The organism is Novosphingobium ginsenosidimutans (genome assembly GCF_007954425.1).
GTDB classification, from domain to species: Bacteria; Pseudomonadota; Alphaproteobacteria; order Sphingomonadales; family Sphingomonadaceae; genus Novosphingobium; species Novosphingobium ginsenosidimutans.
The window spans coordinates 2,857,450-2,871,117 of sequence record NZ_CP042345.1; the positions used below are offsets into that span (position 1 = coordinate 2,857,450).

At 63.5% G+C, this 13,668-nt stretch carries 13 protein-coding genes; 9 read left to right on the forward strand and 4 right to left on the reverse strand.

All coding sequences use genetic code 11. The features are described 5' to 3' along the window. Window positions 1-66 precede the first annotated feature (66 nt). Window positions 67-1,350 (reverse strand): phosphopyruvate hydratase, encoded by a 1,284-nt coding sequence (gene eno / locus FRF71_RS14025; RefSeq protein WP_147091239.1) that lies wholly within the window; start codon window positions 1,348-1,350, stop codon window positions 67-69. Between the two features lie 159 nt (window positions 1,351-1,509). Here eno and FRF71_RS14030 point away from each other — a divergent pair, with 159 nt between their 5' ends. The 5 genes from FRF71_RS14030 (at window position 1,510) to FRF71_RS14050 (ending at window position 3,571) form a co-directional block, all read left to right on the forward strand. Next, window positions 1,510-2,082, forward strand: coding sequence for a hypothetical protein (locus FRF71_RS14030; RefSeq protein WP_192900013.1), 573 nt, complete (start codon window positions 1,510-1,512; stop codon window positions 2,080-2,082). Window positions 2,083-2,109: 27 nt separating this feature from the next. Further along, window positions 2,110-2,496, forward strand: coding sequence for a phage holin family protein (locus FRF71_RS14035; protein ID WP_147091240.1), 387 nt, complete (start codon window positions 2,110-2,112; stop codon window positions 2,494-2,496). Then, complete coding sequence (locus FRF71_RS14040) at window positions 2,493-2,831, forward strand: hypothetical protein (RefSeq protein ID WP_147091241.1); 339 nt, start codon at window positions 2,493-2,495, stop codon at window positions 2,829-2,831. Before FRF71_RS14035 ends, FRF71_RS14040 begins: the two co-directional genes overlap by 4 nt. Then, window positions 2,828-3,265 (forward strand): hypothetical protein, encoded by a 438-nt coding sequence (locus FRF71_RS14045; protein WP_147091242.1) that lies wholly within the window; start codon window positions 2,828-2,830, stop codon window positions 3,263-3,265. The genes FRF71_RS14040 and FRF71_RS14045 overlap by 4 nt, the downstream gene beginning before the upstream one ends. A gap of 72 nt (window positions 3,266-3,337) precedes the next feature. Beyond that, window positions 3,338-3,571, forward strand: coding sequence for a DUF4170 domain-containing protein (locus tag FRF71_RS14050; RefSeq protein WP_147091243.1), 234 nt, complete (start codon window positions 3,338-3,340; stop codon window positions 3,569-3,571). 24 nt (window positions 3,572-3,595) lie between these two features. On the opposite strand, the gene greA is transcribed toward FRF71_RS14050, so the two are convergent. From greA to carA, 3 genes are all read right to left on the reverse strand, one after another. After that, window positions 3,596-4,072: a transcription elongation factor GreA gene (greA, locus tag FRF71_RS14055; protein WP_147091244.1), complete on the reverse strand. Its 477-nt coding sequence runs from the start codon at window positions 4,070-4,072 to the stop codon at window positions 3,596-3,598. 107 nt (window positions 4,073-4,179) lie between these two features. Beyond that, window positions 4,180-7,503: a carbamoyl-phosphate synthase large subunit gene (gene carB / locus FRF71_RS14060; RefSeq protein WP_147091245.1), complete on the reverse strand. Its 3,324-nt coding sequence runs from the start codon at window positions 7,501-7,503 to the stop codon at window positions 4,180-4,182. Continuing rightward, window positions 7,503-8,669, reverse strand: coding sequence for a glutamine-hydrolyzing carbamoyl-phosphate synthase small subunit (carA, locus tag FRF71_RS14065; protein ID WP_147091246.1), 1,167 nt, complete (start codon window positions 8,667-8,669; stop codon window positions 7,503-7,505). The genes carB and carA overlap by 1 nt, the downstream gene beginning before the upstream one ends. Window positions 8,670-8,818: 149 nt before the next feature. Between carA and FRF71_RS14070 the strand changes: the two genes are divergently transcribed. The 4 genes from FRF71_RS14070 to rpoD all read left to right on the forward strand — a co-directional run bounded on the left by FRF71_RS14070 (window position 8,819) and on the right by rpoD (window position 13,640). After that, the gene (locus FRF71_RS14070; protein ID WP_147091247.1) at window positions 8,819-9,271 is read left to right on the forward strand and encodes a GatB/YqeY domain-containing protein; all 453 of its coding nucleotides are present in this window, start codon (window positions 8,819-8,821) and stop codon (window positions 9,269-9,271) included. A gap of 65 nt (window positions 9,272-9,336) precedes the next feature. Then, complete coding sequence (locus tag FRF71_RS14075; protein WP_147091248.1) at window positions 9,337-9,780, forward strand: endonuclease domain-containing protein; 444 nt, start codon at window positions 9,337-9,339, stop codon at window positions 9,778-9,780. After that, entirely contained in the window at window positions 9,781-11,619 is a 1,839-nt protein-coding gene (gene dnaG, locus FRF71_RS14080; protein ID WP_147091249.1) for a DNA primase, read from the forward strand. After that, entirely contained in the window at window positions 11,619-13,640 is a 2,022-nt protein-coding gene (gene rpoD / locus FRF71_RS14085; protein WP_147091250.1) for an RNA polymerase sigma factor RpoD, read from the forward strand. Before dnaG ends, rpoD begins: the two co-directional genes overlap by 1 nt. The last annotated feature ends 28 nt before the right edge of the window (window positions 13,641-13,668 follow it).

Consider the following 13,668-nt stretch of genomic DNA (forward strand, 5'->3'; position numbering starts at 1 on the left):
TCCGGTCGTTTAAACGAACGGTTAAACGAGCCGGAGACGGGTGGCAATGGGCTTAGGCCAGAGAGCCTAGGCGAGACGTCCGAACGCAGCCGCACCAGCGTAGCGGGCGGCATCGCCCAGCTCTTCCTCGATACGGATAAGCTGGTTGTACTTGGCAAGCCGGTCAGAGCGGGCGAGCGAACCGGTCTTGATCTGGCCGCAGTTGGTGGCGACCGCCAGGTCGGCAATGGTCGCGTCCTCGGTTTCGCCCGAACGGTGCGACATGACGGCGGTGTAGCCATTGCGCTGGGCAATGCTGACCGCGTCGAGCGTTTCCGATAGCGAGCCGATCTGGTTGACCTTGACCAGCAGCGAATTGGCCAGGCCCTTGCCGATGCCCATGGTCAGGCGCTTGGGGTTGGTCACGAACAGGTCATCGCCGACCAGCTGGACCTGGTGACCAATCTTGTCGGTCACGGCCTTCCAGCCTTCGAAATCGTCCTCGCTCATGCCGTCTTCGATCGAGATGATCGGGTAATCGGCGCAAAGCGCGGCAAGGTAATCGGCCATCTCGACCGGGCTGAGCGAGAGGCCTTCACCGCTGATCTCGTACTTGCCGTTCTTGAAGAACTCGGTCGCGGCGCAGTCGAGCGCCAGCTTGATGTCGGTCCCGGCCTTGAATCCGGCTTTTTCGACCGAAGACATGATGAAGTCGAGCGCGGCGCGGGTGCTGGAGAGGTTCGGGGCAAAGCCGCCTTCATCTCCCACGGCGGTGGCGAGGCCCTTTTCATGGAGGCCCTTCTTGAGGGTATGGAACACTTCCGCGCCCCATCGGACCGCCTCAGCCAGGGTCGGCGCGCCGACCGGCATGATCATGAATTCCTGGAAGTCGATCGGGTTGTCGGCATGTTCCCCGCCGTTGATGATGTTCATCATCGGCACCGGCAGGACGTGGGCCGAAACCCCGCCGACATAGGCATAGAGCGGCAGGCCGCGGGCATTGGCGGCGGCCTTGGCAACGGCCAGCGAGGTGCCGAGGATGGCGTTGGCGCCGATCCGGCCCTTGTTCTCGGTCCCGTCGAGCTCGATCATCACCGCGTCGATATCGCGCTGGTCTTCGGCATCGCGGCCCAGCAGCGCGTCGCTGATTTCGGTGTTCACAGCCTTCACGGCCTTGAGCACGCCCTTGCCAAGGTAGCGGCCCTTGTCGCCATCGCGCAGTTCCACCGCCTCGTGCGCGCCGGTCGAGGCACCTGAAGGCACAGCGGCACGGCCAAACGAACCGTCATCCAGCAGCACATCGACTTCAACCGTGGGGTTACCGCGGCTATCGAGAATCTCGCGCGCGTGGATGTCGATGATCGCGGTCATGGCTGCTTTACCCCTTGTATGGCTCGGTTGGGCCGCTCCTAAGCAGCGGAGCCTTGGCAGGCAAGGTGCATTGCAGCATATTCGGGGTTGCAGCACTGCCGTAACGGCACCACATTCTTATTCATTGCCGCATCTTGCGGTGCAGAAAGGGTAAACATCATGGCCAAGACCCCCACCGCCGCTCCGAAAAAGACCACCACCACCGCCGCCAAGCCGGCTGCCAAGAAGCCGGCTGCCAAGGCAGCCTCGGCCGGGACTGGCGAAGCCAAGGCGAAGTTCACCAAGGCAATCGAAGAAGCCAAGGCCGGCGCTACTGCGCTGACCGCCGAAGCCAAGGCCAAGGCCGAAGGTTACCGCGACCAGCTGTCCACCAAGAGCGCGGACTGGGTCGAAGAAGCCAAGGATATTGCCGGCCAGGCCAAGGGCCGCGCGACCGACCTCGCCGTTGAAGGCAAGGCCAAGGCCAGCGATGCTATCTCGACGCTGGGCAAACTGGTGGGCGAAAATGCCACCACGATCGATGAGAAACTCGGCACCCGTTATGGCGACTATGCGCGCACCGCCGCCCGCACCATGCAGGAATCGGCTGCGAAGCTCGATTCCAAGGACCTCAATGAACTGGGCGACGATGCCAAGGAATTCGTCCGCAAGAGCCCCGGCCTCGCCGTCGGCATTGCAGCGGCATTCGGCTTCCTAGTCGCGCGTTTGTTCAAGGGATCGAACAAAGCCTGATCCGGCGAGTTTTGCCGGTACAGGACAATGGAACAGCCCGATCCCTCATTGGTGAAAGAAGCCTCGGCTGATGCCGCTGAGCGTTCGCTGGTCGACGACGTGCGTGAGCTCGTCGCCGACGGGCGGACGCTGCTTGAGGCTGAACTGGCCTACCAGAAGTCCCGCGCGGCTCTGGCTGGCCGCACCGCCAAGAGCATGGCGGGCTGGATCGCTCTGGCGCTCAGCCTGGTGTTCTTCGCATTGATGGCGCTGGTTATGGGAATGTTGCTTGCCCTGGCCCCGCTGATCGGGGGACTCGGGGCCACCCTCGTGGTGGTGGCAGTCCTGCTGGCCGCTGCTGCGTTCAGCGGCTGGGTTGCGGCGAAGCGCTGGAACGCGATGTCGCGGCGGCTGAGCGAGGATGACGCGGCATGAGCGGGTTCGAGATGGATCGCGCCAACCGCAAGGCAGCCTGGAGCCTGTTCGAAGGGCGTCTGGCGCAGGTCAAGGAAGACCTCGCCGCGCGAGGCATCAAAGGCCGGATCGTTGCCAAGGCCAAGGAAGACGCCCTGGCAGTTGCAAACGAGGCCGTGGCAGTCGCCAAAGACAACAAGGGCCTGGTCGCGGCCACGATCGCCGCCTTGCTTGCCTGGATGTTCCGTGAGCCCCTGTTCAATCTGCTGAAGTCGCGTCGCGATGCGCAAGGTGACGTTCAGCCGGAACCTGCCAATGACGATTTCGACGAAGCGCTTGAGGAGCCGGCCCAATGAGCAAGCCCGAACCCCGCCAGGAACGGATCGCAGCCAAGATCGCCGCTTCGCAAGAACGGCTTGATCGCAATAGCAGCACCCGCCCTGCCCTTCCGTCCAAGGATGCCTATCCGCCTGAGGATTATCGCTCGCTGATCGCCGAATATCCGTGGCTGGCCGTTGCAGCCGGTGCAGGCTTGGGTCTGCTGGCCGGCGCGCTGATGCCCAAGAAGACTGGCAGCAAGTTCGGCAAGCGTGCGCTCAGCCTGGCAATCGCCGCTGGCGAAATCGGTCTGGCGCTGAGCAAGCAGGCCGGCGAACGTGCTGGTGAAGCGGGACGGGATGGGCTGTCACTGGCCAAGCAAGGCGGCAAGCAGGTCCGCTCAACCGCTCGCAACACTGGCGCAACCATCGCGCGTGAGGCGATCAAGCTGGCGGCGCGCGTCCGGAAATAGCCCGCACACCCCTTGCGCGAAACGCAAGGGACGCTAAAGGCGCGCCATCCACCCTCCCCCGGGATATTTGCGATGAGCAGCCAGAAACTTCACCTTGTGATGGGCGGTCGCGTCAGCGATCCGCAAACGCTTGAATTTACCGATCTTGCCGCGCTCGACCTGGTCGGCGTCTACGGCACTTACGCCGAGGCTGAGGAAGCCTGGCGCGACAAAGCGCAGCGCACGGTCGACGACGCTGAAATGAAGTATGTCGTGGTGCACCTGCACCGCCTGCTTGAGCCGGAACAGCTCAAGCGGCCGGAATGAAGTCGTCCCGGACCCGTTCCGGGATCAGACGAACTCGATCTTCTGCACCAGATAGGACCGGTCGCCTGCGGGTACGGTCACTTCGATCTCATCCTCAACCCGGCGGCCGATCAGGGCGCGGCCGAGCGGCGAGTTGTAGCTGATCCGGCCGACCTTGGCGTCCGCCTCATAGGGGCCGACAATCTGGTACCTCACCGGATTGTCATCGTCATCGAGCAGCGTGACGGTGGCACCAAAAATGATCTTGTCGCCCGACAGCGTCGCCGGATCGATGATCTGGGCGCGGCTGACCTTGTCCTCCAGGTCGGCGATCGACATTTCGACCTGGCCCTGGCGCTCCTTGGCGGCATGGTATTCCGCGTTTTCGGAGAGGTCACCGTGGGCGCGCGCCTCCTCGATCGCATCAACGATCTTTGGCCGCTCCTCACGCAGCGCCTTCAACTCGGCGATCAGCTTTTCATAGCCTTCCGCCAGCATCGGCAGCTTTTCGACACTTGCCATTCCGTCCGTTCCTTCTGACCGCCCCGTTTAGCGACTAGAACCCTGCCCCGCATCCCTCAGGGGATTGCAGGCAGTGCCGTCGCGATGTGGGGGAAAACGCGATCTACTCAAGCATAATAGTCTTGCAGGCTGCGAACTTCAAGTTTCGCCCCCCGCAAGGCTGCAATCGCCTCTGCCGCCGCCACCGATGCCGCGGCCGTCGTGAAATACGGCACCTTGCCAGTAAGCGCCGAAGCGCGGATCGACTGCGAATCCTTCAGGCTCTGCCAGCCCTCGGTGGTATTGAAGATCAGCGCGACATCGCCATCGATGATCCGGTCGACGATGTGCGGCCGCCCTTCGGCCACCTTGTTGACCGCTTCGACCGGCAGGCCTGCTTCGGCAAGGTAACGCTGCGTCCCGCCCGTGGCGATGATGGTGAAGCCCAGGTCGATGAGCTGTTTGATCGCCGGCAGGATCACCGGCTTGTCGGTATCCTTGACCGAGACGAACACCACCCCGCCCTGCGGCAGGACCATGCCCGCGCCCAGCTGAGCCTTGGCGAAGGCTGTGGCGAAATTGCTGTCGATGCCCATGACTTCGCCGGTGGACTTCATCTCCGGGCTGAGCACCGGATCGACCCCCGGGAAGCGCGCAAACGGGAAGACCGCTTCCTTGACCGCCATGTAATCGAGCTCGCGCTTGAACGGCGGAAAGTCCTTGAGCTTCTCACCGGCCATGACCCGCGCCGCGATCTTGGCAACCGGCTGGCCAATGGCCTTGGCGACGAAAGGCACGGTGCGGCTGGCGCGCGGGTTGACCTCAATCAGGTAGACCGTGCCGTCCTTCACCGCGAATTGCACGTTCATCAGCCCGCGTACGCCCAGCGCCATGGCCAGGGCGTCGGCCTGACGCTCCATTTCGGCGACGATCTCTGCCGACAGGCTGTAGGGCGGCAGGGTGCAGGCGCTATCGCCCGAGTGGATCCCGGCTTCCTCGATGTGCTGCATGACGCCCGCGACAACGACCTGATCGCCATCGCACAGGGCATCGACATCGCATTCGATCGCATCGCGCAGATACTGGTCGATCAGAACCGGGCTATCGCCCGAAACCTGCACGGCCGTGGCGATATAGTCATCGAGCTGGGCTTCGGAATCGACGATTTCCATCGCCCGGCCGCCGAGCACGTAGCTCGGCCGCATCAGCACCGGGTAACCGATGCGATTGGCGACGGCGACGGCCTCGTCCCGGCTACGGGCAATGCCGTTGAGCGGCTGCTTGAGGCCCAGCTTATTGACCAGCGCGGCAAACCGCTCACGGTCTTCGGCGAGGTCAATCGCGTCGGGCGAGGTGCCCAGGATCGGCACGCCGTTGTCTTCGAGGGTCTGGGCGAGCTTCAGCGGGGTCTGGCCGCCGTACTGGACTATCACGCCCAGCAGCTGGCCCTTGCTCATCTCGACGCGCAGGATTTCCAGCACGTCCTCGCCGGTCAGCGGCTCGAAATAGAGCCGGTCAGAGGTATCATAGTCGGTCGAAACCGTTTCCGGGTTGCAGTTGACCATGATCGTTTCATAGCCCGCCTCCTCCAGCGCGAAGCACGCGTGGACGCAGCAATAGTCGAACTCGATCCCCTGCCCGATCCGGTTCGGACCGCCGCCGAGGATAACCACCTTCTTGGCGTTCGACGGGGCGGATTCGCACTCTGGCGCGCCAAAGCTGGGGCCTTCGTAAGTCGAGTACATGTAGGGCGTAACCGCCTCGAACTCGGCCGCGCAGCTGTCGATCCGCTTGAACACGGGGTGCACGCCCAGCCGCTGGCGCAGCTCGCGCACTTCTTCCTCGCTGGTCGCCCCGGCCATGGCGCGCAGGGCGTCGTGAAGCAGGCCGGAGCGGCGGGCCGAGGTTTCGCCCATGCCGCCCGCGACATGGATCCCGCGCACTGCCAGGATCGCCAATCGCTTGTCGGAAAAGCCCATCGCCTTCAGCCGGCGCAGGCCAGCCGCATCGTTGGGCAGGCCGTTTTCCATGATCGCCGTCTCTTCGGCGATGATTTCGTGGATGTGGCGTAGGAACCAGGGATCGTAATGGGTGATTGCCTGGACTTCCTCGACCGTGAAGCCTTCGCGGAAGGCCTGGCCGACGATCAGCAACCGGTCCGGCGTCTGGCGGGATAGCGCGGCGACGATGGCATCGCGGCCCGCGCCTTCGAGGTGCATGACGCGGTTGAAGCCGTCGAGCCCGGTTTCCAGCCCGCGCAGCGCCTTTTGCATCGATTCCTTGAAGTTGCGGCCAATCGCCATGACCTCACCCACCGATTTCATCGCGGTGGAGAGCAGCGGCTCGGCGCCCTTGAACTTTTCAAAGGCGAAGCGCGGGATCTTGGTGACCACGTAGTCGATGGAGGGCTCAATGCTCGCCGGGGTGGCCCCGGTGATTTCGTTGGTCAGCTCGTCCAGCGTATAGCCGACCGCCAGCTTGGCGGCGACGCGGGCAATCGGGAAGCCGGTGGCCTTGGAGGCCAGCGCCGATGAGCGCGAGACGCGCGGGTTCATCTCGATCACGATCAGGCGGCCATCCTTGGGATTGACCGCAAACTGGACGTTCGAACCGCCGGTTTCGACCCCGATCTCGCGCAGCACAGCGATGCTGGCGTTGCGCATGATCTGGTATTCCTTGTCGGTCAGCGTCAGCGCCGGGGCGACGGTGATCGAATCCCCGGTGTGGACGCCCATCGGATCGACGTTTTCGATCGAGCAGATGATGATGCAGTTGTCGTTCCGGTCCCGGACGACTTCCATCTCGTACTCTTTCCAGCCGAGCAGCGATTCCTCGATCAGGACTTCGGTGGTCGGGCTGGCGTCCAGGCCGGTGCGGACGATGTGTTCGAACTCGGCCTTGTTATAGGCCACGCCGCCGCCGGTGCCGCCCAGGGTAAAGCTGGGGCGGATGATCGCCGGCAGGCCAGTGCGCTCCAGCACCGCAAAGGCTTCCTCGACATTGTGGGCAATGCCGGAGCGGGCCGATTCCAGCCCGATCTTGGTCATCGCCTCACGGAACCGCATCCGGTCCTCGGCCTTGTCGATCGCATCGGCATCGGCGCCAATCATCTTGACGCCGAACTTCTCCAGCGTGCCGTCGTTGAACAGCGCCAGCGCGGTGTTCAGCGCGGTCTGCCCGCCCATGGTGGGCAGGACGGCATCGGGCCGCTCCTTCTCGATGATCCGGGCGACAATCTCGGGCGTGATCGGCTCGATATAGGTCGCGTCGGCGAATTCCGGATCGGTCATGATCGTCGCCGGGTTCGAGTTGACCAGAATCACCCGGTACCCCTCTTCCTTCAGCGCCTTGATTGCCTGGGTTCCGGAATAGTCGAACTCGCAGGCCTGGCCGATAATGATCGGGCCAGCGCCAATGACGAGGATCGAGGAGATGTCAGTGCGCTTCGGCATCAGGCGAGGCCTTCGATGAATTTCTGAAAGAGATAGAAGCTGTCCATCGGCCCCGGCGATGCCTCGGGGTGATACTGCACCCCGAAAGCCTTCTTGCCCTTGATGGCGATGCCGCAGTTGCTGCCGTCGAACAGCGAAACGTGGGTTTCCTCGACATTGTCCGGCAGGGCGGTGTTATCCACCGCGAAGCCATGGTTCATCGAGGTGATCTCCACCACGCCGTCTGCCAGCCGCTTGACCGGATGGTTCGCGCCGCGGTGGCCCTGGTGCATCTTGGTGGTCTTGGCCCCGGCGGCGAGGCCGAGCATCTGGTGGCCGAGGCAGATACCGAAGACCGGAATATCGCGTTCCAGCAGGCCCTGGATAACCGGCACGGCATAGGCGCCGGTCGCGGCGGGATCGCCCGGGCCGTTGGAAAGGAACACGCCGTCCGGCTCCAGCGCCAGCACACCGCTCAGCGGCGTCTGCGCGGGGACAACGGTAACCTTGGCACCGGCCTTCACCAGGTTGCGGAAGATGTTGTCCTTCGCGCCGTAATCGATCGCCACCACATGCGGGCGCTTGTCATGGGGTGAGCGGCCATAGCCCTTGCCCAGGGTCCAGACGCTGCCTTCCCAGTTTTCGATCTCTTCGCGGCTGACCACGCGGGCAAGGTCCATGCCTTCCAGCCCCGGCCAGTCCTGCGCGCGCTTGATCAGGGCGGGAATGTCAAACTTGCCGTCCGGCGCATGGGCGATCACCGCGTTGGGCGCACCGGACAGGCGGATGCGGCGGGTCAATGCGCGGGTGTCGATTCCGGCGAGGCCAATCTTGCCCTTGCTGGTCAACCAATCGCCAAAGGTGCCCGTCGAGCGGAAGTTGCTGGGCGCGGTCACGTCTTCGCGCACCACACAGCCGACCGCACCATCGACGTGGCTTTCCAGGTCTTCCTCGTTCACGCCGACATTGCCGATATGCGGGAAGGTAAAGGTGACGACCTGCCCGGCATAGCTGGGATCGGTCATGACTTCCTGATAGCCGGTCATTGCGGTGTTGAAGCAAACCTCGCCCACTGCGGCACCGCTCGCGCCGAAGCCGTGGCCCCAGAGCACCGTGCCATCGGCAAGCACAAGGACTCCCGTCGCACCCTGTGGTTGGGGTGCGTGCGAAGAGGCGGCGTCGGCCATGGGGAGGCGCTCCGAATAATGGGGTTCCAGCGATGTCGCTAAGGCACCGCCGCTAGAGGGGATGACCCCCAGCGTCAACCTAGGAAAAGGCGAAAAATCCGGCTAGGCGGGTTCTTTCCCCAATCCTCGCCAAAACGCTGAGAGAGATAATGCTGAGAGATACCATCAAGGCCGCCCAGATCGAATCGATGAAGGCCGGCGACAAGGCCCGACTGGCCGCCGTCCGCCTGATTCTCGCCAAGCTCAAGGACAAGGACATCGAACTGCGCACCGCGGCCAATGTACCCGATGACGACGTGGTGGTGACCGATGTGCTCCAGAAGATGGCCAAGCAGCGCCGCGAATCGATCACGCTTTATGAGCAGGGCGGCCGTCAGGAGCTGGCCGAGATCGAAAAGGCCGAACTGGCCGTGATCGAGACCTTCCTGCCCCAGCAAATGGGTGAGGACGAGGTCAAGGCCGCAATCGCCGCGATCATCACCGAAACCGGCGCAGAAGGCATGAAGGATATGGGCAAGGTCGTCGGCGCACTTAAGGCCAAGCACGGGACGCAGATCGATATGGGCAAGGCCAGCCAACTCGTTAAATCCGCCTTGGCGTGATTTTCAAAAACCTCCCCTCCCGCCTGCGGGAGGGGCCGGGGGAGGGCCTGTTACCGGAGCGCAAGTTGGACGAAGACTGGTTCAAGTCGAACGACAAGGGCTATTCCCGCCCAACCTTGCGTTCGCGCCAGCTCCGCCGCAATGCGACCGAGGCCGAACGCAAGCTTTGGCCACACCTAAGTGCGCGGAAACTGCGCGGTGTCCGCTTCAATCGGCAGTACCCGATCGGCCAGTTCATTTGCGACTTCGTTTCGCGTGAACGGCGGCTGGTGATTGAGCTGGATGGTGGGCAGCATGCCTTTTCCACCGAATATGACGCACGGCGCACAGCCTTCCTCGAAGTGCAGGGTTACAAGGTGCTGCGCTTCTGGAACAATGAGGTTCTCGACAATCTGGACGGTGTTTTGGCTGTGATCGGGCAGACTCTTGAAAACATGCCCTCCCCCAGCCCCTCCCGTAGGCGGGAGGGGAGCCTGTGGGCTCGCCCGCTGCGCGGCGAGAAATCCTAGATGCTCAGCCCCCAATGGCTTGATGAACTCCGCGCCCGGGTGACGCTGTCCAGCGTCATTTCCCGGACGACGCGGCTCACCAAGGCGGGGCATGAATTCAAGGCCTGCTGCCCGTTCCACAACGAGAAGAGCCCCAGCTTCACGGTCAACGACCAGAAGGGGTTCTATCACTGCTTTGGCTGCGGGGCGCATGGCGATGTGATCCGCTGGATGACCGACCAGCGCGGCCTGTCGTTCATGGATGCGATCAAGGAGCTGGCGAGCGAGGCCGGGCTGGAAGTCCCCGCCCCCGATCCGCGCGCGGCCCAGGCCGCAGAGCAGCGGGACAGCCTGCACGATGTGATGAAGGCCGCGCAGGACTGGTTTGTGGCGCAGCTCGCCGGGCCGGAGGGCGATAAGGCCCGCGCCTATCTCGCCACGCGTGGGTTCGATGCCCATACATTGCAGCGCTTCGGCTTCGGCTATGCACCGGAAGGCCGCCAAGCCTTGAAGGCGGCGCTGAAGGATGTGCCCGAAGCCAAGCTGATCGAGGCGGGCCTGCGCATCGCAGTTGAAGACAAGGAACCCTATGACCGGTTCCGCGGCCGGCTGATGCTGCCGATCGAGGACGCGCGCGGGCGCGTAATTGCCTTTGGCGGCCGTATTCTTGATGCGCAGAAGACCGATGCGCCCAAGTACCTGAACTCACCCGATACGCCTCTGTTCGACAAGGGTCGCACGCTCTACAATCTCCACCGCGCTGGCCCAGCGAGCCGCCAGACCGGGCGGATCGTGGTGGTTGAAGGCTATATGGACGTGATCGCTCTGGCCGCAGCCGGAATTGCCGATGCCGTCGCGCCGCTGGGTACCGCGCTGACCGAACGGCAGATCGAACTGCTGTGGCGATTGGTTGAAGCGCCAGTCCTCTGCTTTGACGGCGATGCTGCCGGACAGCGCGCCGCCATGCGGGCGATCACCCGCGCCCTGCCCCTACTCCGCCCTGCTCATTCGCTCAAGATTGTCCGCCTGCCACCGGGGCTGGATCCCGATGACCTGATCAAGCAGCAGGGCGTCGCAGCGATGGAAGCCCAGCTCGCCAATGCCCGCTCGCTGATCGAGGTGCTGTGGGAACATGAGCGCGATTCCGCTCCGCTCGCCACGCCGGAGGACAAGGCCGGGCTCAAGGCGCGGCTGCTGGCCCATGTCGAGACGATTGCCGATCGCGACATCCAGGCGCTCTACCGGCGCGAACTGCTTGAGCGATTCTCAGATTTCGCTTTTCCCCGCCGCGAGAGCCGCGACGGCCGCGACTGGCGCAAGCCTTCCGCGCCGCCGCGGCGGGCCTCGGCCGTTCTTCGCGCTCCCCCGCGCGATGCGCTTTCGGCCGCGGTACTGACCGGATTGCTGCGCTTTCCGGACCAGATTCACCGTCATGCCGAGGTGCTGGGTCAGGCGGGACTGGCCGATCCGCGCTTTGATGTACTGCTGGATGCAGCCGACTCGGCGGCAACGCTTGAAAAGGGGGCGATGGAACCCATATTGGCCAAACGGGGTATGGCTGCCCCGACCCCAGAGGAATATGCCGCAATGCGCTTTGGCTTTCTGGCCGATGCCATTCCACCGGAACAGGCCCGCGCCGAGCTTGCCCAGGCAATCGGCTTGCTGGTCGAGCGTCCGGCGCTGGAAGCGGCGTTGGCAGCGGCCACAAAGCGGTTTGAAAGCGACCTTTCCGAGGGGGCCTATGCCGAACAGCAGCGGCTGTTGAAGAGAAAACTGGAATTCGATGCGCGCTTGCGGCAAATGGCCAGCGCGCGAGCGGGGGCGGCGCTGTCTTCCCCTGCCAAACCAATGGCGGACTAATGGACGAAGACGATAACATCGGCGGCGGTAATGAGGGTGGCGACGCCCCGCTGATCGATCTCAATGAAGCCTCGATCAAGAAGCTGATTGCCCGGGCCAAGCGCCGCGGGGTGATCACGGTTGACGAGCTGAACGAGGCCCTGCCGCAGGACCAGATGACCTCTGAGCAGATCGAGGACATCATGGCCGCGATCAGCGAGATGGGCGTCAATATCGTCGAAAGCGACGAGGATGCGGTCGATCCCGACGAGAAGGAAGTCGAGGAGATCGACGAGCAGCCGGACGGCATGGCCGAGCGGCCGGACCTCATCAAGAAGAAAGAAACGGTCGAGCGCACCGACGATCCGGTGCGGATGTACCTGCGCGAAATGGGCGCGGTCGAACTGCTCAGCCGTGAAGGCGAAATCGCCATCGCCAAGCGGATCGAGGCCGGTCGGGACACGATGATTCTCGGCCTGTGCGAAAGCCCAATCACCTTCCACGCCATCATCCAGTGGTCCGAAGCTCTCAACAACGAGGAAATGCAGCTGCGCGAGATCCTCGATCTCGATGCCATGCTTTCCAAGGAACCGGCGCCGGAAAACCTCTCAGAGGACGGCGAAGACGAAGGCGACGGGGAAATCTCTGAAGCGACTGCCGGCCCTTCCTACAAGGAAGAGGAAGACATCGAGGAAGAGGAATCGGCCGACGAAGAGGATGAGGACGGCATCGAACGCCGCGCTCGCCGACCGGTCGAGGAAGAGGAAGAGGACAACACCCTCAGCCTCGCGCAGATGGAGGCGCAGCTCAAACCGCATGCGCTGGAGAAGTTTGCCGAGATCACCTCGCTCTTCAAGAAGTTCGAAAAGCTGCAGGCCGAACGGCTTGAGGTGATGGGCGCTGGCGGGGTGTTCTCCGCCGCCAAGGAAAAGACCTATCAGCAGCTGCGCGAAGACCTGACCGCGCAGGTTGAATCGGTTCAGTTCCACGCGACCAAGATCGAATACCTGGTCGACAACCTCTATGCCTTCAACCGCCGCCTGACCGCCCTGGGCGGCCAGATGCTGCGCCTGGCTGAGCGTCACAAGGTCAATCGCAAGGACTTCTTGGATAGCTACGTCGGACGCGAGCTGGACGATGGCTGGCTCCAGACCATGGCGGCCAAGGACAAGAAGTGGGCCGCCTTCGCCGAGAACGAAGCCGACGCGGTTGAGCGCATCCGCGCCGAAATCGCCGACATCGCTTCGGCGACTGGCATGAGCCTCAACGAGTTCCGCCGCATCGTCAACATGGTCCAGAAGGGCGAGCGCGAGGCGCGCATCGCCAAGAAGGAAATGGTCGAGGCCAACCTGCGGCTCGTGATCTCGATCGCCAAGAAGTACACCAACCGGGGTCTGCAGTTCCTTGACCTGATCCAGGAAGGGAACATTGGCCTGATGAAGGCGGTCGACAAGTTCGAGTACCGCCGCGGCTACAAGTTCTCGACCTATGCCACCTGGTGGATCCGGCAGGCGATCACCCGTTCGATCGCCGACCAGGCGCGGACGATCCGCATCCCGGTGCACATGATCGAAACGATCAACAAGCTGGTCCGCACCAGCCGCCAGTTCCTCCACGAACAGGGCCGCGAGCCCACGCCCGAGGAAATGGCCGAGCGCCTGTCCATGCCGCTCGAAAAGGTCCGCAAGGTGATGAAGATCGCCAAGGAACCGATCAGCCTCGAAACGCCGATTGGCGACGAGGAAGATTCGCACCTGGGCGATTTCATCGAGGACAAGAACGCGATCATCCCGGTCGACGCCGCAATCCAGGCCAACCTCAAGGAAACGGTCACCCGGGTCCTGGCCAGCCTGACCCCGCGCGAGGAACGCGTGCTGCGCATGCGTTTCGGCATCGGCATGAACACCGATCACACGCTGGAAGAAGTTGGCCAGCAGTTCTCGGTGACGCGCGAACGTATCCGCCAGATCGAAGCCAAGGCGCTGCGCAAGCTCAAGCACCCGAGCCGGTCACGCAAGATGCGTTCGTTCCTCGATCAATGACGCACTTGGCGGCGGGGCATCGCTTGCG

What these genes read in the sequence shown, in the direction of transcription:
- FRF71_RS14050 (WP_147091243.1), top strand. Translation starts at nt 3,338, where the DNA reads ATGAGCAGCCAGAAACTTCACCTTGTGATGGGCGGTCGCGTCAGCGAT.
- greA (WP_147091244.1), bottom strand. Translation starts at nt 4,072, where the DNA reads ATGGCAAGTGTCGAAAAGCTGCCGATGCTGGCGGAAGGCTATGAAAAG.
- FRF71_RS14070 (WP_147091247.1), top strand. Translation starts at nt 8,819, where the DNA reads ATGCTGAGAGATACCATCAAGGCCGCCCAGATCGAATCGATGAAGGCC.
- dnaG (WP_147091249.1), top strand. Translation starts at nt 9,781, where the DNA reads ATGCTCAGCCCCCAATGGCTTGATGAACTCCGCGCCCGGGTGACGCTG.
- FRF71_RS14035 (WP_147091240.1), top strand. Translation starts at nt 2,110, where the DNA reads ATGGAACAGCCCGATCCCTCATTGGTGAAAGAAGCCTCGGCTGATGCC.
- rpoD (WP_147091250.1), top strand. Translation starts at nt 11,619, where the DNA reads ATGGACGAAGACGATAACATCGGCGGCGGTAATGAGGGTGGCGACGCC.
- carA (WP_147091246.1), bottom strand. Translation starts at nt 8,669, where the DNA reads ATGGCCGACGCCGCCTCTTCGCACGCACCCCAACCACAGGGTGCGACG.
- FRF71_RS14030 (WP_192900013.1), top strand. Translation starts at nt 1,510, where the DNA reads ATGGCCAAGACCCCCACCGCCGCTCCGAAAAAGACCACCACCACCGCC.
- FRF71_RS14040 (WP_147091241.1), top strand. Translation starts at nt 2,493, where the DNA reads ATGAGCGGGTTCGAGATGGATCGCGCCAACCGCAAGGCAGCCTGGAGC.
- carB (WP_147091245.1), bottom strand. Translation starts at nt 7,503, where the DNA reads ATGCCGAAGCGCACTGACATCTCCTCGATCCTCGTCATTGGCGCTGGC.
- FRF71_RS14045 (WP_147091242.1), top strand. Translation starts at nt 2,828, where the DNA reads ATGAGCAAGCCCGAACCCCGCCAGGAACGGATCGCAGCCAAGATCGCC.
- eno (WP_147091239.1), bottom strand. Translation starts at nt 1,350, where the DNA reads ATGACCGCGATCATCGACATCCACGCGCGCGAGATTCTCGATAGCCGC.